Origin of the sequence: Nocardioides alkalitolerans DSM 16699 (genome assembly GCF_000426525.1) — a bacterium.
In the GTDB taxonomy this organism is placed as follows: Bacteria; Actinomycetota; Actinomycetes; order Propionibacteriales; family Nocardioidaceae; genus Nocardioides; species Nocardioides alkalitolerans.
In genome coordinates this window covers 1,285,995-1,306,744 of the sequence record NZ_KE384533.1, presented here as the reverse complement: position 1 = coordinate 1,306,744, position 20,750 = coordinate 1,285,995, and the positions used below count along the sequence as shown (strand labels likewise).

The window sequence follows — 20,750 nt, the reverse complement described above, 5'->3', positions numbered from 1 at the left end:
ACCTGGTGGACACTAAAAGCCGCTGATGATGCATGTCCAAACCCGATCAAGCATGGCCTGATACCGTCCGCGCATCATGTTCTCCTTCGAGCAGCTCCGTGGATTCGTGGCCGTGGCCGAGGAGCTCCACTTCGGTCGGGCCGCGGAGCGGCTCAGCATGACGCAGCCACCCCTGAGCCGTCAGATCCAGAAGCTGGAGCGCGAGGTCGGGGTGCGGCTCTTCGACCGTGACAACCGCGGCGTCGCCCTCACCCCCGCCGGAACGGCGTTCCTGCGCGAGGCCACCCGACTCCTGGCGCTCGCCGAGGCGGCACCCGACCTCGCCCGGAGGATCGCCTCCGGCACCGTCGGGACCATCCGGATCGGCTTCACCGCGGCGTCGACGTTCGGGGTGCTCACCGACGTGCTCGACCTGGTCACCGCGGCGCTGCCCCAGGTCGAGATCGACCTCTACGAGATGGTGACGCGCGAGCAGGTCGAGGCGCTGCTCGCCCACGAGATCGACCTCGCCCTCGCGCGCCCGCCGTTCGACCCCGCCCTGTTCGGCAGCCGCCTGATCCGCCGGGAGGAGCTCGTGGTCGCCGTCCCGGCCGGCCACGCCCTGACCACCCTCGACCGGCCCGTCGAGGTCGGCGACCTGGCCGGCGAGCCGCTGGTCATGCACTCCGCCACCAAGGCGCGCTACTTCTACGACCTCGTCGTCGGGCTGCTGCCCGTCGAGCACCACAACGTGGTGCACACGGTGAGCCAGATCGCGACGATGACGTGGCTGGTCGCCAGCGGCCGCGGGCTGGCGTTCGTACCCCGCTCGGCCTCGCTGCTGGGCATCGCCGGCGTCGTGCACCTGCCGCTCGTCACGCGTGAGCCGAAGCCGGTGGAGCTGCACCTGCTGTGGCCCCGGGACTCCGCCAACCCGGCCCTGCCGCTGGCCCTCGAGACCCTGCGCGCGCTCGACCCCGACGCGACGCCACGCGGGCTGACCTGACCTCACGCCACCGACAGCGCCAGGTGCGCCGCGAGCGCGAGGCCGGCCAGGCCGATGCCCCACCGCAGCGGCGTCTCGGGCAGCACGCGCACGAGCTGGGGGCCGATCCAGCCGCCGACGAGGGCACCGATCGCGACGCAGCCCGCGGCCGACCAGTCGACCGGCGCAAGCACGGCGTAGACCACGGCGGCGACGGCGTTGGCGGCGCTCGTCGCGAGGTTCTTCACCGCGTTGGTGACGGGGAACGGCTCGCTCGTGCGCACCGACAGCACGGCGAGCATGATGATGCCGGAGGCGGCCCCGAAGTAGCCGCCGTACACCCCGACGGCCGCGACCTGCGAGCCCGGCATGGCGTCGGTGTCGAGCGGCCCCCGGCCGCGTCGCGCGATCCACGCGCGGATGCGGTCGCGCGCGAGCAGCAGCACCGCGCCGAACGCCACCAGGGCGGGCACGACGACCTCGAAGGTCTCCTCGCCGCCGAGCAGCAGCAGGCCGGCGCCCACGGTGCCGCCGAGCGCCGACCACCCGCACAGCACGGCGACGCGGCGGCCCTGGCCGCGCAGCTCGCGGCGCGAGCCGAGCGCGGTGCCCGCGCCGTTCGCCAGCAGCGCCACCGAGTTGGTGACGTTCGCGGCGAGCGGCGGCAGCCCGACGGCCAGCAGGGCGGGGTACGACGCCAGCGACGCCAGGCCCGCGATCGACCCGCAGAGCCCCGCGCCGACGCCGGCCAGCACGAGGAGCAGCGCCTCGGTCACGCCTGCCTCCTCCACTGTCGGGTCCGCTGATCAGGACGCCCCATCGTCGGCGACCTCCCGGTCGGCCCGGGTCAGGGGGTCGACACGTGGACGGGCGTCACCAGGCGCCCCTCCGCCAGCCACGTGCGGAGGTTCTCGAGCACCAGCCGGGCCATGTCGGCGCGGGTCTCGACGGTCCCGGACGCGAGGTGCGGCAGCAGCACCACCTCGTCGAGCGTGCGCAGGGCCTCGGGCACGTGGGGCTCCGCGGCGTACACGTCGAGCCCGGCCCCGCCGAGCCCGCCGCTGCGCAGCAGGTCGACCAGCGCCGTCTCGTCGACGACGGACCCGCGGCCCACGTTGACGAGGAAGCCGTCGGGCCCGAGGGCCTCGAGCTCCGCGCGCCCGACGAGCGGCGCGGCCGCGGTGCCGCCGGCCGCCGCGACCACGAGCAGGTCGACGGACGACGCGAGCGCGAGCGGCGAGGCCGCGTAGGCGTACGGGACGCCCGGGACCGGGCGTCGGTTGTGGTAGCTGACGCGACAGCCGAACGCCTCGAGCCGGAGCGCGATCGCCCGGCCGATGCGCCCCAGGCCGAGGATGCCGACCCGGGCGCCCGACAGCCGTCGGGCGAGGGGGAAGTCGCGGCCGGAGTCCCAGCCGCCGGCCCGCACCCAGCGGTCCGCGGCGCTGAGGCGCCGCATCGCGTCGAGGGCGAGCCCGACGGCCGTGTCGGCCACGCAGTCGGTGAGCACGTCGGGCGTGGTGCTGACGACCACGCCGCGCGCCGCCGCCGCGGCGACGTCGATGGTGTCGTGGCCGACGCCGAAGCTGACGACCGCCCGCAGCGCGGGCAGCGCCTCGAGCGCGCTGGGGTGGAGGCCCAGGCGACCGGAGGTGACGACGACCTCGGCCGTCGCGCCGTACGACGCGAGCGGCTCCGCGTGCGGGTCCACCGGACCGGCGGGCAGCACCGGCGCGGCGAACTCCGCGCTCAGCGTGCGCGCCAGGTCCGGCTTGAGGCCGGCCGTCTGCAGGACGCGGCCCGCGGCGGCACTCACCGGTCGAGCGCCGGACGCTTCGGGTCGAAGGTCCAGCCCGGCACGAGGTACTGCATGGCCGCGGCGTCGTCGCGCGCGCCGAGGCCCTCGCGCAGGTACAGCTCGTGCGCCTCCTGCAGGCGCTCCTCGTCGAGCTCCACGCCGAGGCCCGGGGTGGTCGGCACGGTGAGGTGGCCGTCGGAGATGCGCAGCGGGTCGGTGGTGATCCGCTGCCCGTCCTGCCAGATCCAGTGGGTGTCGATCGCGGTCGGCTCCCCCGGCACGGCGGCGGCGACGTGCGTGAACATCGCCAGCGAGACGTCGAAGTGGTTGTTGGAGTGCGAGCCCCACGTGAGGCCCCAGGCCTCGCACATCTGGCCGACGCGCACGGAGCCCGCCATGGTCCAGAAGTGCGGGTCGGCGAGCGGGATGTCGACCGCGTTGCTGCGGACCGCGTGGCCCATCTGGCGCCAGTCGGTGGCGATCATGTTGGTGGCCGTCGTCAGGCCGGTGGCGCGCTTGAACTCGGCCATCACCTCGCGGCCGGAGTAGCCGCCCTCGGCGCCGCAGGGGTCCTCGGCGTACGCCACGACGCCGTTCATCGCGCGCCCGTGGCGCACGGCGTCGGCGAGCAGCCACCCGCCGTTCGGGTCGAGCGTGACGCGGGCGTCGGGGAAGGCCGCGGCCAGCGCGGTGACGACCTCGACCTCCTCCTCGCCCGGGAGCACGCCGCCCTTGAGCTTGAAGTCGGCGAAGCCGTAGCGCTCCTGGGCCGCGCGGGCGAGCGCGACCACCGCGTCGGCGTCGAGCGCCTCCTCGTGGCGCAGCCGCGTCCAGTCGTCCTCGCCGTCGGGCTCGGAGCGGTAGGCCAGGTCGGTGCGCTCGCGGTCGCCGACGAAGAACAGGTAGCCGAGCGCCTGCACCCGGTCGCGCTGCTGGCCCTCGCCGAGCAGCTCGGCCACGGGCACCCCGAGCGCCTGACCGTGGAGGTCGAGCAGCGCCGACTCCAGCGCCGTCACGACGTGCACCGTGGTGCGGAGGTCGAAGGTCTGCTGGCCCCGCCCGCCGGCGTCGCGCCCGGCGAACGCGGCGCCGACCGTGCGCAGCAGGCTGCGGAACGTCGCCACCCGCTGGCCGACGACGTGGGTGGCCGACTCCTCCAGCGTGCGCCGGATGGTCTCGCCGCCCGGCACCTCCCCCACGCCCGTGCGCCCGTCCGAGTCGGTGAGCACCACGATGTTGCGGGTGAAGTACGGCGCGTGGGCGCCGCTCAGGTTGAGCAGCATGCCGTCGTGCCCGGCCACCGGCACCACGCGCAGGTGGGTGACGACGGGCCCGCGCTCAGCCACGGACGAGCTCGCCGTCGACCTGGCGCCAGATGCCCAGCGGGTTGCCGTCGGCGACCGCGGGGGGCAGCAGGGCGGCGGGCACGTCCTGGTAGGCGACCGGACGGAGGAACCGCTCGATCGCGAGGGTGCCGACCGACGTGCTGCGCCCGTCGGAGGTGGCCGGGAACGGGCCGCCGTGCACCATCGCGCGACCGACGTCGACGCCCGTGGGCCAGCCGTTGAAGAGGATCCGGCCGACCTTGTCCTCCAGCACCGGCAGCAGGGTCGCGGCCGCGGCGTGGTCGGACGCGACGGCGTGGACCGTCGCGGTGAGCTGGCCCTCGAGGTCGGCGGCGACGCCGGCCAGGTCGGCGGCGTCGTCGACCGTCACGACGAGCGAGGAGGCACCGAAGTTCTCCTCGCCCAGCGCGGGCCGGTCGGCCAGCGTGCGGGCGGCGGTCGCGAAGACCGCGGCGCTGCCGGCGGTGGCCGCCGCGCCGTCGGCGGCGGGCTCGGCGCCGCGGGCGACGACCTGCACGTCGTCCGCCGACGACAGCCGGTCGAGACCGGTCTCGTACGACGCGTGGATGCCCGGCGTGAGCATCGTCTGCGCCGGGCTGGCGGCCAGCGCCTGCGCGACGGCGTCGACGAACGCGTCGAGCTCGGGGCCGGCCACGCCGAACACCAGGCCGGGGCTGGTGCAGAGCTGGCCCGCGCCGGTGGTGAGCGAGGCGACGAAGCCCTGGGCGAGGCCCGCGGCGTCGGCCGCGAGCGCACCGGGCAGCAGGAAGACGGGGTTGGTGCTCGACATCTCGGCGTAGACCGGGATCGGCACCGGCCGGGCCGCCGCGGCGGCCATCAGCGCCGTACCGGCACGACGGGAGCCGGTGAAGCCGACCGCGCGGATCGCGGGGTGCTCGGCCAGCGCCGTACCGACGACCGGGCCCTCGCCGTAGACCATCGAGAAGACGCCCTCGGGCAGGCCGGACGCGGCGACGGCGGCCGCGACGGCCCCGCCGACGAGCTCGGACGTGCCGGGGTGGGCCTCGTGGGCCTTCACGACCACGGGGCAGCCCGCGGCCAGGGCCGAGGCGGTGTCGCCGCCGGCCACCGAGAACGCGAGCGGGAAGTTGCTGGCGCCGAACACGGCGACGGGCCCGAGGGGCACCTGGCGCTGGCGCAGGTCGGGGCGGGGCAGCGGCGTGCGGTCCGGCAGGGCCGGCTCGATGCGCGCTCCGTGGAACGTGCCGTCGCGCACGACGGAGGCGAACAGCCGCAGCTGGCCGGTGGTGCGGCCGATCTCGCCGCGCACCCGCGGCTCGGGGAGCCCGGTCTCGAGCAGCACCTGGGCGACGAGGGTGTCGCCGAGCGCGGTGATCTCGTCGGCGATCCGCTCGAGGAACGCGGCGCGCTCCTCGGGGCCGGTGGCCCGGTAGACCGCGTGGGCCCGGGCGGCCAGCGAGGCGGCGACGTCGACCTCGACGGCGGTGCCGAAGCCGTACTCCGGGCCGACCTCCTCGCCGGTGCGCGGGTCGACGGCACGGACGCTGCCGGCCTCGCCGCGGACGCGGCGGGAGCCGAGGAACATCTCACCGGTGAGGTGCGGGGCTGCCTGCGGGGTGGTCATGCTCAGATCACCTTCTTGACGAGGTCGGTCAGCTCGGAGAGCTCGGCGTCGGTCAGGTCCGTCAGCGGCGGACGGACCGGTCCGGCCGGTCGGCCGGCGGCGGTGAGGCCCGCCTTGACGATCGAGACGCCGTAGCCGGCCTGGCGGTCGCGGATCGCGATGTAGGGCACCACGAAGTCTCGCAGCCGGTCGAGCACCTCCGTGCGGTCGCCCGAGCGCACCGCGGCGTAGAAGTCCGTGGCCCAGCGCGGCGCGAAGTTGAAGATCGCCGACGAGTACGTCGTCACCCCGAGCTCGAGGTAGGGCAGCGCGTAGGTCTCCGCGGTGGGCAGGCCGCCGATGTAGACGAGCCGGTCGCCGAGCCGCGCGTTGAGCGTGGCCAGCAGGTCGATGTCGCAGATGCCGTCCTTGAAGCCGATGAAGTTCGGGAACTCCTCGGCCAGGCGCTCGACGGTCGCGGCGGAGTAGCGGGCGTTGGCGCGGTGGTAGACGACGACGCCGATGTCGGTCGAGGCGCAGACGCGGGCCGCGTGCTCGTAGAGGCCCTGCTCGGGCAGCTCGGTGAGGTACGGCGGGAGCAGCAGGACGCCGTCGGCGCCGGCGGCCGCGGACGCTCTCGTGAGGGCGACCGCCTGCGTCGTGCCGTACCCGGCCGCGCCCATCACCGGGATGTCGGTGATCTCGTCGACGGTGGCCCGCACGACGGTGTCGACCTCGTCGTGGGTGAGCGAGAAGAACTCACCGGTGCCGCCGGCGGCGAAGAGGCCGGCGACGTCGTATGCGGAGAGGTGCTGCAGGTGGGCCCGGTAGGCGGCCTCGTCGAAGTCGAGGTCGGCCGTGGTGTGGGTGACCGGGAACGAGAGCAGGCCGGCGCCGAGCGCGGTGCGCAGCTCGTCGGGGGCGTAGCGACCCATGAGGGGCTCCTAGGAAGGGTGGGGACGACGGGAAAGAGGGGCGCGGTCGGGTCAGGCGGTCACGGACGACGGCCGAACTCGGCGGTCGCGACGGTCCAGGCCCGGGCCTGCTCGCTGAGGGTGAAGCCGAGGCCGGGGCGGTCGGAGACGTACATCCGGCCGTCGCGGGTCTCGAGGTGCTCGTCGAAGAGCGGGGCGAGCCAGTCGAAGTGCTCCACCCAGGGCTCGATCGGGTACGCCGCGGCGAGGTGCAGGTGGATCTCCATCGCGAAGTGCGGGGCGATCTCGAGCTGCTTGTGCTCGGCGAGGGCGGCGAGCTTGAGGAAGGGCGTGATGCCGCCGATGCGCGGGGCGTCGGGCTGCACGATGTCGGCGGCGCCGACCTCGATCAGCCGCATGTGCTCGGCGACGCTGGTGAGCATCTCGCCGGTGGCGATCGGGGTGTCGAGCGAGCGCGCGAGGTTCGCGTGGCCCTCCGCGTCGTACGCGTCGAGGGGCTCCTCGATCCAGACCAGGTCGAAGGACTCGAAGATGCGCCCCATCCGCATGGCGGTGGCGCGGTCCCACTGCTGGTTGGCGTCGACCATGAGCGGCACGTCGGGGTCGAGCGCCTCGCGCACGGCCGTGACGCGGGCGATGTCGGTGCGCCAGTCGGGCTGGCCGACCTTGAGCTTGATCGCGCCGATGCCGTTGGCGAGGGAGGCACCGGCGTTCTCGATGACCTGCTCGATCGGCGTGTGGAGGAAGCCGCCGGAGGTGTTGTAGGTGCGCACCGAGTCGCGGTGCGAGCCGAGCAGCTTGGCCAGCGGGAGGCCCGCGCGCTTGGCCTTGAGGTCCCACAACGCCACGTCGTACGCCGCGATGGCCTGCGTCGCGAGGCCGCTGCGGCCCACGGAGGCGCCGGCCCAGGTGAGCTTCGTCCAGATCTTGGCGATGTCGCTGGGGTCCTCGCCGACGAGCACGGGCCCGATCTCGGAGGCGTGCGCGAACTGGCCGGGGCCGCCGGCACGCTTCGAGTAGGAGAACCCGATGCCGGTGTGGCCGCCCTCGGTGGTGATCTCGGCGACGAGGAACACGACCTCGGTCATCGGCTTCTGCCGACCGGTGAGCACCTTGGCGTCGCTGATCGGCGTGGCCAGCGGGAGCACGACCGAGGAGAGGGCCACGTGGGCGATCCGGTCGATCGTGGCCTCGCCCGGCTGCGCGGCGCGGAGCGCGGCGTCGGGGTGGGCGAGGGCACTGGTCGGCGCGGGGGTGGCGGTCGAGGTCAAGGGGTTCCTCCAGGGACGTCGGCGTGTGTCCGTCGACCCGCGCCCGGAGCGGGTGTGGTCGGCGACACAACGAGACTAGGAAGCGGGGCGATTCCCGTCCAACACCACTCGTGCATCCGGTGATGCTCGGGGAGCATCGAGGTGGCCCTGCCGCCCGCACACCCGGGCTCCCCGCCCCGGCATGGCCTAGGTTGACGCCCATGTCGCTCCCGGACTGGGCGGGCTCCGCCGGCATCGTCGGATCGCTCGTGTTCCTGGCGGGCATCGTCGTCAACGTCGTCGCGATCGGGGCGATCCCCGGCAACCGCAAGCCCTCGACGGGCATGGCCTGGCTCCTCGCCGTCCTGCTGCTGCCCGGCGTCGGGATCGTCGCGTTCCTGTTCTTCGGCAGCACCCACATCGGCAGCCGCCGCCAGAAGCGCCTGCGCGAGGCCACCGGGGCGATCGCCGACGCGGTCGCCGCGCTGCCCGAGCAGCTGCCGCCGGCGGGCTCCCCGCCGTACGTCACCGCGGTGTCGCGCCTCAACCTGCGCAACGGCTCGCTGCCGCTGCTGCTCGGCAACCGGGCGGAGGTGGTCACCGACTACGCGGGCTCGATCGCGCTGATGGCCGAGGAGGTCGAGCGCGCCGAGAGGTTCGTGCACGTCGAGTTCTACATCACCGCGTGGGACGAGGTGACCGACGTGCTCCTGTCCGCGATGGCCGCGGCGGCCGACCGCGGGGTGGCCGTGCGGCTGCTGCTCGACCACGTGGGCTCGCGCCGCCTCGACGGCTACCGCGACCTCGTGCGGCGCCTCGACGCGAGCGGCATCGAGTGGCGCGCGATGCTGCCGATCCAGCCGCTGCGGCGCCGCTGGCGCCGGCCCGACCTGCGCAACCACCGCAAGCTGCTCGTCGTCGACGGGCGGGTGGGGTTCATGGGCTCGCAGAACCTGACCGAGCCCTGCTACCACAAGCCGAGGAACCGGGCGCGGGGTCGCGAGTGGGTCGAGCTGATGGTGCGGCTGCACGGGCCCGTCGTCCACGAGCTCGAGGCGGTCTTCGTCAGCGACTGGTACACCGAGACGGCCGAGGTGCTCGACGCCGGCACGCAGTGGGTGCCCGACGCGCACGGCGTCGCGGCCGAGGCGGTGGGCGACGTGCCCGCGCAGGTCGTGCCGAGCGGACCCGGCTTCGTCACCGAGAACAACCTGCGGATGTTCACGTCCCTCATCTACGGGGCCACGCACCGCGTCTCGCTCACGAGCCCCTACTTCGTGCCCGACGAGTCGCTCCTGTACGCCGTCACGACCGCCGCGCAGCGCGGCGTCGCGGTCGAGCTGTTCGTCAGCGAGGTCTCCGACCAGTTCATGGTCGGCCACGCGCAGGCGTCGTACTACCACGCGCTGCTGGAGGCCGGGGTGCGCATCTACCTCTACCCGGAGCCCTACGTGCTGCACGCGAAGCACTTCACGATCGACGACGACGTCGCGGTCATCGGGTCGAGCAACATGGACATGCGCTCGTTCTCGCTCAACTACGAGATCTCGCTGATGCTCCTCGGGGAGCCGGTCGTCGCGCGGCTGCGCGAGGTCGAGGACACCTACCGCGGCCTCTCGCGCGAGCTGCTCGCCGACGAGTGGGACCGGCGGCCGGCGCGCCTGAAGTACGTCGACAACGTCATGCGGCTGACCTCCGCGCTGCAGTAGCGCCGAGCGGGTACCGCCCCGGAGTCGGCAGCTCGCCGACCGCCGCACCCCCAGGAGGACCGCATGGCGCAGACCGACGGCAGCACCCCCGACCACGCCCACGGCAACGCGGGCGCCGACGCGGACGACGTCGCGAAGGTGGCCGAGCTCGTCGACCAGGCGAGGATCTCGATGCTCACCACGATGACGGCCGACGGACGGCACGTCAGCCGACCGATGGCGCTCCAGGACGTCGAGTTCGACGGCGACCTCTGGTTCTTCGTCCACGACGACTCCTCGAAGATCGCCGACATCCGCTCCCACCCGCAGGTCAACGTCTCCTTCTCCGACGAGAAGCACAGCGCCTGGACGTCGCTGTCCGGCACCGCCGAGCTCGTGGAGGACAAGGTGAAGGCGGAGGAGCTGTGGTCGCCCGCCCTCGAGGTCTGGTTCGCCGACGGCCTCGACACCCCGACGCTCGCGCTCCTGAAGGTGCACGTCGAGACGGCGGAGTACTGGGACGCGCCCCGCTCCAAGGTGCGTCAGCTCGTCGGCGGCATCCGTGCCGCCGTCACCGGCGACCCGCAGAAGTTCCCCTCCGAGAACGCCACCACCCGACTGGACGGATGACATGACCACCGCCACCAAGCGCTTCCTGCCCACCCGCCTCGTCTCGGCGGCCACCGCGTCGTACGGCGTGTTCGCCCTTGCGAAGCCCTCGCACCTGCCCGACGCCCTCGAGGCGACCGGAGCCGACCGCGCGGGCTACGAGACCCTGGCCCGCACGTACGGCGCGCGCGACATCGCGGTCAGCCTCGTCGGCGTGACCGGGTCGCGCCAGGTGGGCCGGGCCGCCCTCGCCCTGCGCATCGCGATGGACGTCGCGGACTGCCTGGTGCTCCTGCGGGCCACGGACGACGACGACGTGCGCCGCAAGGTCGCCGCCGTCACGCTCGGCTGGGGCGCGCTCAACACCGCGGTGCTCGTCGCCGACCTGCGCCAGCGCTGACCGACCGGACCGCCGGCCACCCCTCCCCGGACGCACGGCGACCCGGCACCCGCTGCGAGCGGGGGCCGGGTCGTGGCGTGTCGTGGGCCGTCGCGGTGGGCGACGGGACCGGCTCACGGGGCGTCGACGGACCCCACGAGCTCCCGCAGGTCGCCGAGGATGCGCGCGATGAGGCGCGAGACCTGGGTCTGCGTGATGCCGAGCTCGTCGGCGATCTCCTGCTGCGTGCAGTCGGAGAGGAAGCGCATCGAGAGCACGCGACGGTCGCGCTCGGCGAGGTGACGCATCACCGGGCGGAGCATGGTGCGCACGTCGGCGCGGTCCCGGTCGGCCGACTGGTCGCTGATGAGCGGCGCCGGGGCGCGCACGGCGCCCATGTCGTCGGCGTTGCTCGGGGCGTCCAGCGAGCTGGGGCGGAAGCAGCCCTCGGCGGCCAGCGCCTGCTCGACCAGGGTGACCTCGATGTCGAGGTCGGCGGCGATCGCAGCGAGGGGGACGTTGTCGCCGTGGGCGCCGGCCAGCCGGTCACGGGCCTCGACGACGCGGGCCTGGACCTCCTGCACGGGACGCGGCGGGCGGACCATCCAGCCGTGGTCGCGGAAGTGCTTGCGCAGCTCGCCGCGGATGCACGGCACGGCGTAGGTCAGGAAGTCGTGGTCACGACCGAGGTCGAAGTTGGTGACCGCGCGCACCAGGGCGAGGTAGGCGACCTGCTCGAGGTCCTCCTGCGGGATGCCCTTGCTGCGGTGCCGGGCCGCGAGCGCCCGCGCGACCTCCATGTTGATCACGACGAGGTGGCGGTGGATCCGCTCCCGCTCCGCCTCGGTGGTGGCCGTGCGGGTCAGCTCGAAGAGCTCGCGCGTGGCGGTGCTGCGCTCCTCGCGGCTGCGCGGGGTGCGGAAGGGCTGATCGAGGTCGTCCGTGAGCATGGTCCATCCCAGTCTGGTCGACGTCGCCCCAGCCATCTGGTTCGGCTGGGACGGGGCCACGACACGCCTCGGGGACCCGGGGCGAGCGCTGCCCTCGACGCTAGGCGGGACCCTCCGAGCGAACCTCCCCTCAGGGGGTGAGGGTCCGGGTACGCGCGCGCGGGGGCCCGCGAGCCGGACCGCGCCGTCCCGGCAGACATGAGGGGAGCCTCGCCTGGGTACCTCCGCCTCGTCCGGGGAACCGCCCGGCCACGCACGCACGCCGACGGAAGAGCGCCGACATGAACCGCGACGACCACTCCCGCATCGAGGCCCTCGAGGCCGAGCTGCGGGAGGCCCGGCGGGTCACGCGGAGCCTCCAGGAGGCCCTGCTCCCCCAGCACGTCCCGGTGGTCCCGGGCCTCGACGTGGACGCCGCGCACCTCCTCGCGCCCCGCACGCTGGCCGGCGGCGACTGGTACGACGTCGTGGCCCGGCCGTCCGGCCGGGTGGCGCTCGTCGCGGGCAGCACCGTCGGCACGGGAGCCGCCGCCGCGGCGGTGATGGGCCGGCTGCGCACCGTGCTCGACGAGCGGCTCGGCACCGACGCCCCGCTCGCCGAGGTGCTGGCGGCGCTCGACCGCTACGCCCGCCGCGAGGCCGGCGCCCGGGCGACCACGGTCTGCGTCGTCGAGGTCGACCCGACCACGGGCGAGGGCGAGTACTGCACGGCCGGCCACGTCCCGCCGGTGCACCTCCCGCGCGGCGGTGACGCCACCTTCCTGCCCCTCACGGGCGCCGTGCCCCTCGCCACCCGCGGCGACCTCACGACCGCCGCGCTCCGGCTGGAGCCCGGCGACCTCCTGGTGCTGCACACCGCCGACCTCGTCGAGCGACCCGGTGACGGCTCGGCGGCGGTGCGGCTGCTCGCCGGCGTCACGGCGAGCGCGACGGGCGACGGGGCCGACGGGGCTGCTCCCCGCCGTACGAGCGAGCGCGTGTGCGGCAGCGCCCTCGACCTCCTGGTGCGCGCGGGCGAGCCGGACGACGACGTCACCGTCGTGGTGGCCCAGCGCGTGGCCGCGCCGACGCCCCTCCTGCTCGACCTCACGGCCGACGACGCCGCTCCCGGCCAGGTGCGGCGCGCCGTGGCCGCCTGGCTCACGGAGCTCGGCGCCCGTCCCCTCGACGGCACGGCGCTGCAGCACGCCGTCGGCGAGCTGGTGACGAACGTGGCCGACCACGCGTACGACGGGGCCCCGGGCCCGCTCCACGTCGAGGTCGCGCTCCCGGAGACCGGGGTCGTCTCGGCCGTCGTCGGCGACCTCGGCCGCTGGCGGGAACCCGTCGGCGCCCCTCCCGACGACCGCGGCCACGGGCTCAGCATCGCCCGCGAGATGGTGGACGACCTGACGATCGAGAGCACGGACGACGGCACGCGCGTGTGCGTGCGGACGCCGCTCTGCCGGGCCGCCCAGCTGTGGGAGGCCGGCGACGACCGCCCGACTGGCCGGTCGCCCGGCGACGGCACCCGGCTCCGGATGCGCTGGAGCGACGACGGCACCCGGCTCGAGGTGGTCGGGCACGTCGACGCGGGCTCCGCCGACCGCTTCCTGGTGCAGCTGCGACGCGGTACGACGGGCCGCCGCCGCCCGCTCACCGTCGACCTCCGCGGCGTCACCCACCTGACGAGCAGCGGGGTGCGGGCGCTCCACGACGTGGCGGGCGAGCGCGAGGCCCTGGGCGACGTGGCGCGGCTGCGGCTCGTCGTCGCGCCCGAGTCGTCCATCGGCCGGATCCTCGACCTCGCCGGGCTGCCGCACGGGGCGGCCCAGGCGGGGTGAGCGGGACCGGCGGACCGGGGGCGGGAGCCGGGGCGAGCCGGGCGGGAACGAGGACGGGCGGCGGTCACCCCCAGGGTGTCCGCCGCCCGTGCGCCTCGGTGTGCTCAGCACGGAAGCGAAGCGCCTGCCCTCGGATCGTCCGTCGCCGGTGAGATGTCACCTGCTGGGCGAAGAGGAGGGCGAGGTCTTTTCTACCACCCGGACCCGGTCCGTGGGGGCCGGACCACGAAGGTCGCCCGGACCGGTTCCCGGGGTCAGGCCGGGGGCTGGGCGTCGTCGCGGCGGCTGGTCGAGTCGCTCGCGGTCTGCAGCAGGGTGTCGAGGCCGTGCCGCATGCCCCAGGCCACGGCCTGGGCACGCCGGTCGACCTGGATCTTCGCGTAGGCCCCGCGCACGTACGTCTTGATCGAGTTGATCGAGAGGTAGAGCTGCCGCGTGATCTCCTCGTTGCTGTAGCCCTGCGTGATCAGCGCGAGCACCTCGACCTCACGCCTCGAGAGGCCGATGCGGCGCAGCTCGGGGTCGTGGTCGAGCACGTCGAAGACCGACCGGGCCACGAGGCGACGGCGCGGCGTCGCGAGCAGGCGCCGACGCTCGGCGGCGACCTCGACGAGCAGGTCGACCAGCTCGTCGACGCCTGCCTGCTTGGAGAGGCGGGGCCCGCGTCGACCCGGGCGGTGCGCCGCGTCGCTCCAGCTGAACTCGACCATGGTCGGCGCCGCCTGGCCGGTGGTGAGCTCGCGCAGCCGGGCACGGCTGAGCGCGCCCAGCCCGATCGGCTCGTAGAGCACCACGTCGAGCTCGGCCGACCGGCGCAGCGCGTCCTCCGGCTCGACCATCCCGATGTCGGGGTGGTCGCCGAGCAGGGTCCGGAGCCCGGCGACGGCCAGGGGGTACTCGTCGACGATCGTGACGAGGAGCAACGGGGAGACAGGTTCAGCCACGGCCGAAATGTAGAAGAAAAGTGGACCAATTCAAGAGTCCGCGACCACCCGAACGGTGACAACCTCGCGACAATCACCCACAGGGGTGAACGGCCCCTCACCTGGGCGGACGTCATGACACCGCGACCGGATGCGGCCCGGGAGCGGCCGTCGGGAACGGCGGCTACCGTCGGTCGGGTGATGCACCTCGACCCCACGTCCGACGACGTCAACGCCTACGCCTACCTCACGGCCCTCGTGGTGCCGCGGGCGATCGCGTGGATCGGCACCGTCGACGCGGACGGCACGGGCAACCTCGCGCCGCACTCCTTCTTCACCGTCGCGAGCGCCGACCCGCCGATCGTCACGTTCGCCTCCATCGGTCGCAAGGACACCCTGCGCAACGTCCTGGCCACCGGCGAGTTCACCGTGAGCGTGGTGTCGCGCCCGCAGCTCCACGACGCCAACGGCTCCAGCGCCGCGTTCGCGCCCGAGGCGGACGAGGCCGTCGAGCTCGGCATCGCGACCTCCCCCGCCCGGCTCGTGCGTCCGCCCGTCGTGGCCGACTCCCCGGCGAGCCTCGAGTGCCGCCTGCACTCGACGGTCGACCTCGGCTCGTCGGTGCTCGTCCTGGGCGAGGTCGTCGGCATCAACGTCGACGAGCGCGTGATGGTCGACGGTCACCCCAGCTACGACCTCCTGGCCCCGGTCGCCCGGCTCGGCGGCGAGGAGTGGGGGCTCCCCGGCGAGGTCGTGACCGTGGCGCGCCCGAAGGACCCCGAGGACGTCGCACGGGGCTGAGCCGCCGCCGTACCCGCGCGGCTGCCACGCCGCCGTACCCAGCGGGGCACGGGCCACCAGCCGCGAGGGGTGCACTCGCAGGGCCTCCCTCGCCGTACGGGTTGCTCGTAGGCTCGTGACCACGGGCCTGACCGACGGCCCGTCCGACGCCGGCCACCGCCGGCGGCACCCCCGACCCGGGACCGGTCGTCTCCCCCACGACCCGCGTCCCACCTTTCCCCGCCATCCCCCGAGGAGATCCTTCCCATGCGCACCGTCAACGCCTACGCCGCCCCGTCGGCCACCGAGCCGCTCGTGCCCACCACCATCGAGCGCCGCGACGTCGGCCCCCACGACGTCCTGATCGAGATCGCGTACGCCGGCATCTGCCACTCCGACATCCACACCGTCCGCGGCGACTGGGGCGACATCACCTACCCGCAGGTCGTCGGACACGAGATCGTCGGCACCGTCGCCGAGGTCGGCTCCGAGGTCACCCTCCACAGCGTCGGCGACCGCGTCGGCGTCGGCTGCATGGTCAACTCGTGCCGCGAGTGCGTGAACTGCAAGGCCGGCATGGAGAACTACTGCCTGAAGGGCAACATCCAGACCTACAACGGCATCGACCGCGACGGCACCGTGACGCAGGGCGGCTACTCCACCCACGTCGTGGTCGTCGAGGACTTCGTGCTCCGCGTGCCCGAGGCGATCCCCTACGAGACCGCCGCGCCCCTGCTCTGCGCGGGCATCACGACGTACTCGCCCCTCGCCCACTGGAACGCCGGCCCCGGCAAGAAGGTCGCGGTCGTCGGTCTGGGCGGGCTCGGCCACCTCGCCGTGCGCATCGCCGCCGCCATGGGTGCCGAGGTCACCGTGCTCTCGCAGTCGCTGAAGAAGCAGGAGGACGGGCTCCGCCTCGGCGCGAGCCACTACTACGCCACGAGCGACCCGGCCACGTTCGACGAGCTCGCCAACAGCTTCGACCTCGTGATCAACACGGTGAGCGCCGTGCTCGACCTCGACGCCTACCTCGGCCTGCTCGCGCTCGACGGCACGATGGTCAACGTCGGCGCGCCCGGCGAGCCGCTGCCGCTGCACGTCTTCACGCTGTTCGGCAACCGCCGCTCGTTCGCCGGCTCCGGCATCGGCAGCATCGCCGAGACCCAGGAGATGCTCGACTTCTGCGCCGAGAACGGCATCTCGGCCGAGGTCGAGGTCATCGCCGCCGACCAGATCAACGAGGCCTACGAGCGCGTGCTCGCCTCGGACGTGCGCTACCGCTTCGTGATCGACACCGCGACGCTCGCCTGAGCCACCGGGGTCACCGACCCCTCACACACCACGGGCCTGCCGGCCGACCTACACCAGGTCGACCGGCAGGCCCGTGATCGTGAGGGCGCGGTGCGCCAGCGACCCCTCGGCCGCGACGAGGGTGATGTCGGCACCGTGCACCTTCGCGCGGCGGCGGACGGCGATGAGGGTGCCGATGCCGAGGCTCGGGAAGAACTCGGCGTGGCTCAGGTCGACCCGGAGGTCCCGCTTCAGCCCGTCGGAGGCCTCGGTGAGCGCGGCCTCGAAGGCTTGCACGTCGCGCCAGCCGTAGATACCGCCGGTGACGGTGAGGGTGCGCGACTCGGCGTCGACCGCGGCGCCGAACGGCTGCTCCTCCATCTCCTCAGCCTAGCGACCGGGGTGCATCCGGCCAGGTCACCCGCCCGGGTGACCCCTTCAGGACCCCGTCGTCCGGCAGGCCTCGACCTCGATCTCGATGCGCATCCGCTCGTCCGCGAGGCCGCACACCATCATCGTCGCGGCCGGGCGCACGTCGCCGAAGTGACGCCGCAGCACCGGCCAGCAGGGCGCGAAGTCCTCGCGGTCGGGGAGCAGGTAGCGCACGCGGACGACGTCCGTCAGGTCCATGCCGGCCTCGGCGAGGGCCGCCGCGACGTTGCGCAGGCACTGCTCGGCCTGCACGACGACGTCGTCCGCGATCGTCATCGTCGCGTAGTCGAAGCCCGTCGTGCCGGAGACGTGGACCCGGTCGCCGACCACGACGGCGCGGGCGTACCCGATCTCCTCCTCGAAGGTGGAGCCGCTGGTGATCGTCCGGCGCTGGGTCATGGACGCATGCTGGCACGTCGAACGGAGCGACGGACCTCAAGGTATGCACCGTTTGTGCACAATCGGCGACCCCCCCGAGCGGGCGGTGGTGTCCAATGGTGCACCTTCGAAAGGACCCTCGGGCGTGCTCTCTCCAGACCGGGACCTCACCGCACGGGGACGGCTCCGCGTCTTCGCCGTGTGGCAGCTCCCGACCCTCCTGTTCGCCGCGTACCTCGCGGCCGGGCTGGCGCTGACGGCTCCCCACCTCCTGCAGCGACCGCTGTCGGTCATGGCGTTCGCCGCCGTCGCCGCAGCCTCGGTCGCCGCCGTCGCCGTCCCCTGGGAGCGCATCGGGCTCGCCTGGCGCGTCCTGGTGCCGGCGATCGACCTCGCCGGCGCGGTCGTGCTGCGGCTGGACCTGGCCGAGGTCCGCTCCATCGGTCTCCTCAGCGTGCTGCCGATCATGTGGCTGGCCTTCGACTTCGGGCGCCGCGGGGTGGCCCTGGCCGTGCTCGGGGGGTGCGCCCAGAGCGTCGTGCCGCTCGTGTCGAGCGCGACCGGGCCCAACGACGGCCTGGCCTGGGTGCAGGCCTCCCTCTTCCCGATCATGGCGGTCGTCCTGGCCGTCGTCGCCCGGCGGCTCTCGATGATCATCGGCCGGAACCACCAGGCCCTGCTCGACTCCAACGCGGCGGTCCGGGCGTCGCTCGACCTGGCCCGCCAACGGCTCGTGGTCGTGGAGAAGGTGATGAGCGTCGTCGAGGCGGGGGTCTGCTACCTCGACGACACGGGCGAGCCGCTGCTGACCAACGCCCGGGCCCTCGAGCTCGCCCAGCTGGCCGGGCGCCACCCCGACCACCTGCCGGAGGAGGCCCGCTTCGCCGGGCACCACGTCTACTCCGACGACCACCTGACGCTGGTCCCCGCCGCGGAGCAGATCATCCCGTGCGCCCGCCGCGGCGAGGAGGTCGACGGGCGCCTCCACCGGTACGGCCCGCCCGGCGACCAGCGCGCCGTCGTCGTGAGCTGCCACCAGCTGTACGACGGTCCGGTGCGGCTCGGCGCCGTGGCCGCGGCCTGGGACGTCACGGACCTCATCGAGGCCGTGGAGGTGCGCGACCGGTTCCTGGCGACCGTCTCGCACGAGCTGCGCACGCCGCTGACGTCGATCATCGGCCACCACGACCTGCTCGCCGACGCCGACGCGATCGTCGAGGACCCGCTGCTCGCCCGCTCCCTGGCCTCGGCCCGCCGCAACGCCCACGTGCTGATGTCGCGCATCGAGGAGCTGCTCGAGGGCTCGCGCACGAAGGCGGCCCAGCCGATGCTCGACGGGGTGCCCGTGGATCTCTCCGACGTGCTGGCCGAGGCCGTGGGCCGTCACCGCCGGCCGGCCGCGAACGCCGGGATCGTGCTGCGTCCCGACCTCACCGACGTCACGGACCCCGCGGCCGCGCAGGTCTGGGCCCCCGCCGACGCGGGCCGGCTCGGACGCGCGCTCGACCAGCTGCTGGGCAACGCCCTGAAGTACACCGACCCCGGTGGGGCCGTCACGGTGACGCTGCACCGGGAGGACCACCGGGACGGCTCGGGAACGGCCGTCCTCTCGGTCTCCGACACCGGCCGCGGCATGACCCCCGCCGAGGTACGGCGGGCGTTCGACCGCTTCTACCGCGCCGACGGCGCCCGGGCGAGCGCCATCCAGGGCATCGGCCTCGGGCTCTCGATCGCCCGGAGCCTCGTCGAGGCACACGGGGGCGAGATCGAGCTCAGCAGCACCCCCGGGCGCGGCACGGTGGCCGTCATCCGGCTCCCCCTCCCCGCCCCGCAGCACACCTGACCGCCTCCGCGTCCAGCGCACCGGCCCCGGTTCGGCACCCCTCCGGGCGCGGGGTGTCGTACGGCGGGTGTGGTACGGCGGGGGCCGGGCCCGCGGCCGTCGTACGGCGTGTCGGGCCCACTGGTCTAGTCGGCCCGCGGCCCCCCGCCGTGCAGCCGGAAACCCGCACGGGGCAACGGATCCCGCCTCGCCCGACCCCCCGGTGTCACGCCAGGGGGTTCCGCCGGCCGGGCCCGGCGGCGCACCCCGCCCACGAGGCCCTCGTTGAATCTAAAATCGGCACACCAGCACCATGCCCCCACGACGCCGCAGCACGACCACACCTCGGGAGACGAACAGATGGTGCCTGGACCGCACGGCTCGACAGCCCGCACGACGCACCCCACGCCCTCCGGTCGGATCCGCGTCGCGGTGGTCGACGGCCAGGCCGTGCTCCGCTTCGGTCTCACGGCCCTGCTCGAGGGCACGCCGGCGCAGGTGACGGCCGAGGCGGGCACGTACGCCGAGGGCCTGGCGATGCTGCTCGAGACGTCGTTCGACGTCGCGGTGCTCGGCGACAACCTCCCCGACGGGTCCGCCGTCGAGCTGTGCCGCCAGGTGAAGCTGCGCCGGTCGGCCGCCCGCGTCCTGCTGCTCGCGAACCCGCGGGAGGACACGCTCCACGACGCGATCCATGCCGGCGCCGAGGGCTGGGTGCACAGCAACATCGGCTCCCGCGCGCTCGCCACCGGCATCGAGCTCGTCGCCTCGGGCTACACCCTCGTCGACACCGACGGGGCGCGCCGCCTCGTGGCGGACCCGACCGAGCGGCCGGCCACGCCGGCGGCCCCGGCGTACGCCCAGCACCTCACCGCCCAGCAGGAGCGCATCCTCGAGCTCATCGGCGAGGGCCTCACCAACCGGGAGATCGCCGACCGGATGGTGCTCTCCGAGCAGACCGTCAAGAACCACGTCACCCGGGTGCTCGCCCGGCTCGGCGTCCGCGGCCGCACCCAGGCCGCGCTGCTCGCCACCCGGTCGCGCCCCGCGCCCGCCGTCGCGGAGGCGCCCGTCGCCCGTGCGGGTCACTCCCGCACAGGGCGTGACGGTCGCGACGACCGCTGGCCGCTCACCGCGGTCTGACCCGGCTCGTGCGGCTCGTGCGTCGGGCCGGGTGCGTCGGGCCGGGTGCGTCGGGCCCGGTGCGTCGGGTGCGTCGGGTGCGTCGGGCCCGGGTACCGCACCGTCACGGCGCCGGTCCCCCGCGCGCCGCCGCGACCCGAGGAGCCCCATGTCGACCGACGCGATCGTCCTGCTGAAGGACGACCACCAGCACATCCTGAAGACCTTCACCGAGTTCGAGGCCGCCGGCGAGAACGCGCTCAAGACCAAGGGGCGCCTGGTCGACCGCATGATCGAGCTGCTGACGGTGCACACCTACATCGAGAACGAGGTCATGTACCCCCGGGTGCGCGAGCTCGTGCCGGAGCTCGAGGAGGACGTGCTCGAGTCCTACGAGGAGCACCACGTCGCCGATCTGCTCGTGGTCGAGCTCGCTGCGCTGGCGCCCGACGCGGAGCGGTTCGACGCCAAGACCACGGTGCTGATCGAGAACGTGCGCCACCACATCGCGGAGGAGGAGGACGAGTGGTTCCCGAAGGTCCGTGAGGCCCTGGGTCGCTCCGTGCTGCAGGAGATCGGCGCCGAGATGATCGAGGCGAAGAAGACCGCGCCCACGCGCCCGTCGCAGCCGAGCGCCCTGAAGAAGACGGTCGACGCCGTCATCAAGTAGCCCCCG

Annotated in this window: 20 protein-coding genes; 10 read left to right on the top strand and 10 right to left on the bottom strand. The window is 74.1% G+C overall.

Going from position 1 to position 20,750, the window contains the following annotated elements:
• Positions 1-76: 76 nt before the first annotated feature.
• A complete protein-coding gene (locus K329_RS0123080; protein WP_028474874.1) occupies positions 77-985 on the top strand; it encodes a LysR family transcriptional regulator in 909 nt (302 codons plus the stop codon).
• A 2-nt stretch (positions 986-987) separates the two neighbouring features.
• Here K329_RS0123080 and K329_RS0123075 read toward each other — a convergent pair whose 3' ends face one another.
• From K329_RS0123075 to K329_RS0123050, 6 genes are all read right to left on the bottom strand, one after another.
• The gene (locus K329_RS0123075; protein WP_157571880.1) at positions 988-1,740 is read right to left on the bottom strand and encodes a sulfite exporter TauE/SafE family protein; all 753 of its coding nucleotides are present in this window, start codon (positions 1,738-1,740) and stop codon (positions 988-990) included.
• 71 nt (positions 1,741-1,811) lie between these two features.
• A complete protein-coding gene (locus K329_RS0123070; protein WP_028474872.1) occupies positions 1,812-2,780 on the bottom strand; it encodes a 2-hydroxyacid dehydrogenase in 969 nt (322 codons plus the stop codon).
• Complete coding sequence (locus K329_RS0123065) at positions 2,777-4,108, bottom strand: enolase C-terminal domain-like protein (protein ID WP_028474871.1); 1,332 nt, start codon at positions 4,106-4,108, stop codon at positions 2,777-2,779. Before K329_RS0123065 ends, K329_RS0123070 begins: the two co-directional genes overlap by 4 nt.
• Positions 4,101-5,714, bottom strand: a complete 1,614-nt coding sequence (locus K329_RS0123060; protein ID WP_028474870.1) for an aldehyde dehydrogenase (NADP(+)) — start codon at positions 5,712-5,714, stop codon at positions 4,101-4,103. Before K329_RS0123060 ends, K329_RS0123065 begins: the two co-directional genes overlap by 8 nt.
• A 2-nt stretch (positions 5,715-5,716) precedes the next feature.
• Complete coding sequence (gene kdgD, locus K329_RS0123055; protein WP_028474869.1) at positions 5,717-6,628, bottom strand: 5-dehydro-4-deoxyglucarate dehydratase; 912 nt, start codon at positions 6,626-6,628, stop codon at positions 5,717-5,719.
• A gap of 59 nt (positions 6,629-6,687) precedes the next feature.
• Positions 6,688-7,899: an L-talarate/galactarate dehydratase gene (locus K329_RS0123050; protein ID WP_028474868.1), complete on the bottom strand. Its 1,212-nt coding sequence runs from the start codon at positions 7,897-7,899 to the stop codon at positions 6,688-6,690.
• Positions 7,900-8,099: 200 nt separating this feature from the next.
• Here K329_RS0123050 and cls point away from each other — a divergent pair, with 200 nt between their 5' ends.
• The 3 genes from cls (at position 8,100) to K329_RS0123035 (ending at position 10,575) form a co-directional block, all read left to right on the top strand.
• Complete coding sequence (gene cls, locus K329_RS0123045) at positions 8,100-9,587, top strand: cardiolipin synthase (RefSeq protein WP_052337266.1); 1,488 nt, start codon at positions 8,100-8,102, stop codon at positions 9,585-9,587.
• Positions 9,588-9,650: 63 nt separating this feature from the next.
• A complete protein-coding gene (locus K329_RS29090; RefSeq protein ID WP_052337265.1) occupies positions 9,651-10,196 on the top strand; it encodes a pyridoxamine 5'-phosphate oxidase family protein in 546 nt (181 codons plus the stop codon).
• Between the two features lies 1 nt (position 10,197).
• The gene (locus K329_RS0123035) at positions 10,198-10,575 is read left to right on the top strand and encodes a hypothetical protein (protein WP_028474866.1); all 378 of its coding nucleotides are present in this window, start codon (positions 10,198-10,200) and stop codon (positions 10,573-10,575) included.
• Between the two features lie 113 nt (positions 10,576-10,688).
• Here K329_RS0123035 and K329_RS0123030 read toward each other — a convergent pair whose 3' ends face one another.
• Positions 10,689-11,504, bottom strand: a complete 816-nt coding sequence (locus K329_RS0123030; RefSeq protein ID WP_043644458.1) for a sigma-70 family RNA polymerase sigma factor — start codon at positions 11,502-11,504, stop codon at positions 10,689-10,691.
• A gap of 281 nt (positions 11,505-11,785) precedes the next feature.
• Here K329_RS0123030 and K329_RS29085 point away from each other — a divergent pair, with 281 nt between their 5' ends.
• Positions 11,786-13,327: a SpoIIE family protein phosphatase gene (locus K329_RS29085; RefSeq protein WP_052337264.1), complete on the top strand. Its 1,542-nt coding sequence runs from the start codon at positions 11,786-11,788 to the stop codon at positions 13,325-13,327.
• A gap of 254 nt (positions 13,328-13,581) precedes the next feature.
• Here the strand turns inward: K329_RS29085 and K329_RS29080 are convergent, their stop codons facing one another.
• Positions 13,582-14,271 (bottom strand): helix-turn-helix transcriptional regulator, encoded by a 690-nt coding sequence (locus K329_RS29080; RefSeq protein ID WP_245596668.1) that lies wholly within the window; start codon positions 14,269-14,271, stop codon positions 13,582-13,584.
• Positions 14,272-14,451: 180 nt separating this feature from the next.
• Here K329_RS29080 and K329_RS0123015 point away from each other — a divergent pair, with 180 nt between their 5' ends.
• Positions 14,452-15,051, top strand: coding sequence for a flavin reductase family protein (locus tag K329_RS0123015; protein ID WP_028474864.1), 600 nt, complete (start codon positions 14,452-14,454; stop codon positions 15,049-15,051).
• Positions 15,052-15,297: 246 nt separating this feature from the next.
• Positions 15,298-16,341 (top strand): NAD(P)-dependent alcohol dehydrogenase, encoded by a 1,044-nt coding sequence (locus K329_RS0123010; RefSeq protein ID WP_028474863.1) that lies wholly within the window; start codon positions 15,298-15,300, stop codon positions 16,339-16,341.
• A gap of 48 nt (positions 16,342-16,389) precedes the next feature.
• Here K329_RS0123010 and K329_RS0123005 read toward each other — a convergent pair whose 3' ends face one another.
• Both K329_RS0123005 and K329_RS0123000 read right to left on the bottom strand, forming a co-directional pair.
• Positions 16,390-16,701: an STAS domain-containing protein gene (locus K329_RS0123005; protein WP_028474862.1), complete on the bottom strand. Its 312-nt coding sequence runs from the start codon at positions 16,699-16,701 to the stop codon at positions 16,390-16,392.
• Positions 16,702-16,758: 57 nt separating this feature from the next.
• The gene (locus K329_RS0123000) at positions 16,759-17,151 is read right to left on the bottom strand and encodes a RidA family protein (RefSeq protein ID WP_028474861.1); all 393 of its coding nucleotides are present in this window, start codon (positions 17,149-17,151) and stop codon (positions 16,759-16,761) included.
• 124 nt (positions 17,152-17,275) lie between these two features.
• On the opposite strand from K329_RS0123000, the gene K329_RS0122995 reads away from it, so the two are divergent.
• The 3 genes from K329_RS0122995 to K329_RS0122985 all read left to right on the top strand — a co-directional run bounded on the left by K329_RS0122995 (position 17,276) and on the right by K329_RS0122985 (position 20,744).
• Positions 17,276-18,973, top strand: a complete 1,698-nt coding sequence (locus tag K329_RS0122995) for a sensor histidine kinase (RefSeq protein ID WP_028474860.1) — start codon at positions 17,276-17,278, stop codon at positions 18,971-18,973.
• Positions 18,974-19,315: 342 nt separating this feature from the next.
• Positions 19,316-20,095, top strand: a complete 780-nt coding sequence (locus tag K329_RS29075) for a response regulator transcription factor (protein WP_169721630.1) — start codon at positions 19,316-19,318, stop codon at positions 20,093-20,095.
• 148 nt (positions 20,096-20,243) lie between these two features.
• Positions 20,244-20,744, top strand: coding sequence for a hemerythrin domain-containing protein (locus tag K329_RS0122985; RefSeq protein ID WP_028474859.1), 501 nt, complete (start codon positions 20,244-20,246; stop codon positions 20,742-20,744).
• Positions 20,745-20,750 lie beyond the last annotated feature (6 nt).

Bases quoted from the DNA above. Each gene is read 5' to 3' on its own strand.
- K329_RS0123080 (WP_028474874.1), top strand. From the start codon at position 77: ATGTTCTCCTTCGAGCAGCTCCGTGGATTCGTGGCCGTGGCCGAGGAG.
- K329_RS0123060 (WP_028474870.1), bottom strand. From the start codon at position 5,714: ATGACCACCCCGCAGGCAGCCCCGCACCTCACCGGTGAGATGTTCCTC.
- kdgD (WP_028474869.1), bottom strand. From the start codon at position 6,628: ATGGGTCGCTACGCCCCCGACGAGCTGCGCACCGCGCTCGGCGCCGGC.
- cls (WP_052337266.1), top strand. From the start codon at position 8,100: ATGTCGCTCCCGGACTGGGCGGGCTCCGCCGGCATCGTCGGATCGCTC.
- K329_RS29090 (WP_052337265.1), top strand. From the start codon at position 9,651: ATGGCGCAGACCGACGGCAGCACCCCCGACCACGCCCACGGCAACGCG.
- K329_RS0123035 (WP_028474866.1), top strand. From the start codon at position 10,198: ATGACCACCGCCACCAAGCGCTTCCTGCCCACCCGCCTCGTCTCGGCG.
- K329_RS0123030 (WP_043644458.1), bottom strand. From the start codon at position 11,504: ATGCTCACGGACGACCTCGATCAGCCCTTCCGCACCCCGCGCAGCCGC.
- K329_RS29085 (WP_052337264.1), top strand. From the start codon at position 11,786: ATGAACCGCGACGACCACTCCCGCATCGAGGCCCTCGAGGCCGAGCTG.
- K329_RS0123015 (WP_028474864.1), top strand. From the start codon at position 14,452: ATGCACCTCGACCCCACGTCCGACGACGTCAACGCCTACGCCTACCTC.
- K329_RS0123010 (WP_028474863.1), top strand. From the start codon at position 15,298: ATGCGCACCGTCAACGCCTACGCCGCCCCGTCGGCCACCGAGCCGCTC.
- K329_RS0123005 (WP_028474862.1), bottom strand. From the start codon at position 16,701: ATGGAGGAGCAGCCGTTCGGCGCCGCGGTCGACGCCGAGTCGCGCACC.
- K329_RS0123000 (WP_028474861.1), bottom strand. From the start codon at position 17,151: ATGACCCAGCGCCGGACGATCACCAGCGGCTCCACCTTCGAGGAGGAG.
- K329_RS0122985 (WP_028474859.1), top strand. From the start codon at position 20,244: ATGTCGACCGACGCGATCGTCCTGCTGAAGGACGACCACCAGCACATC.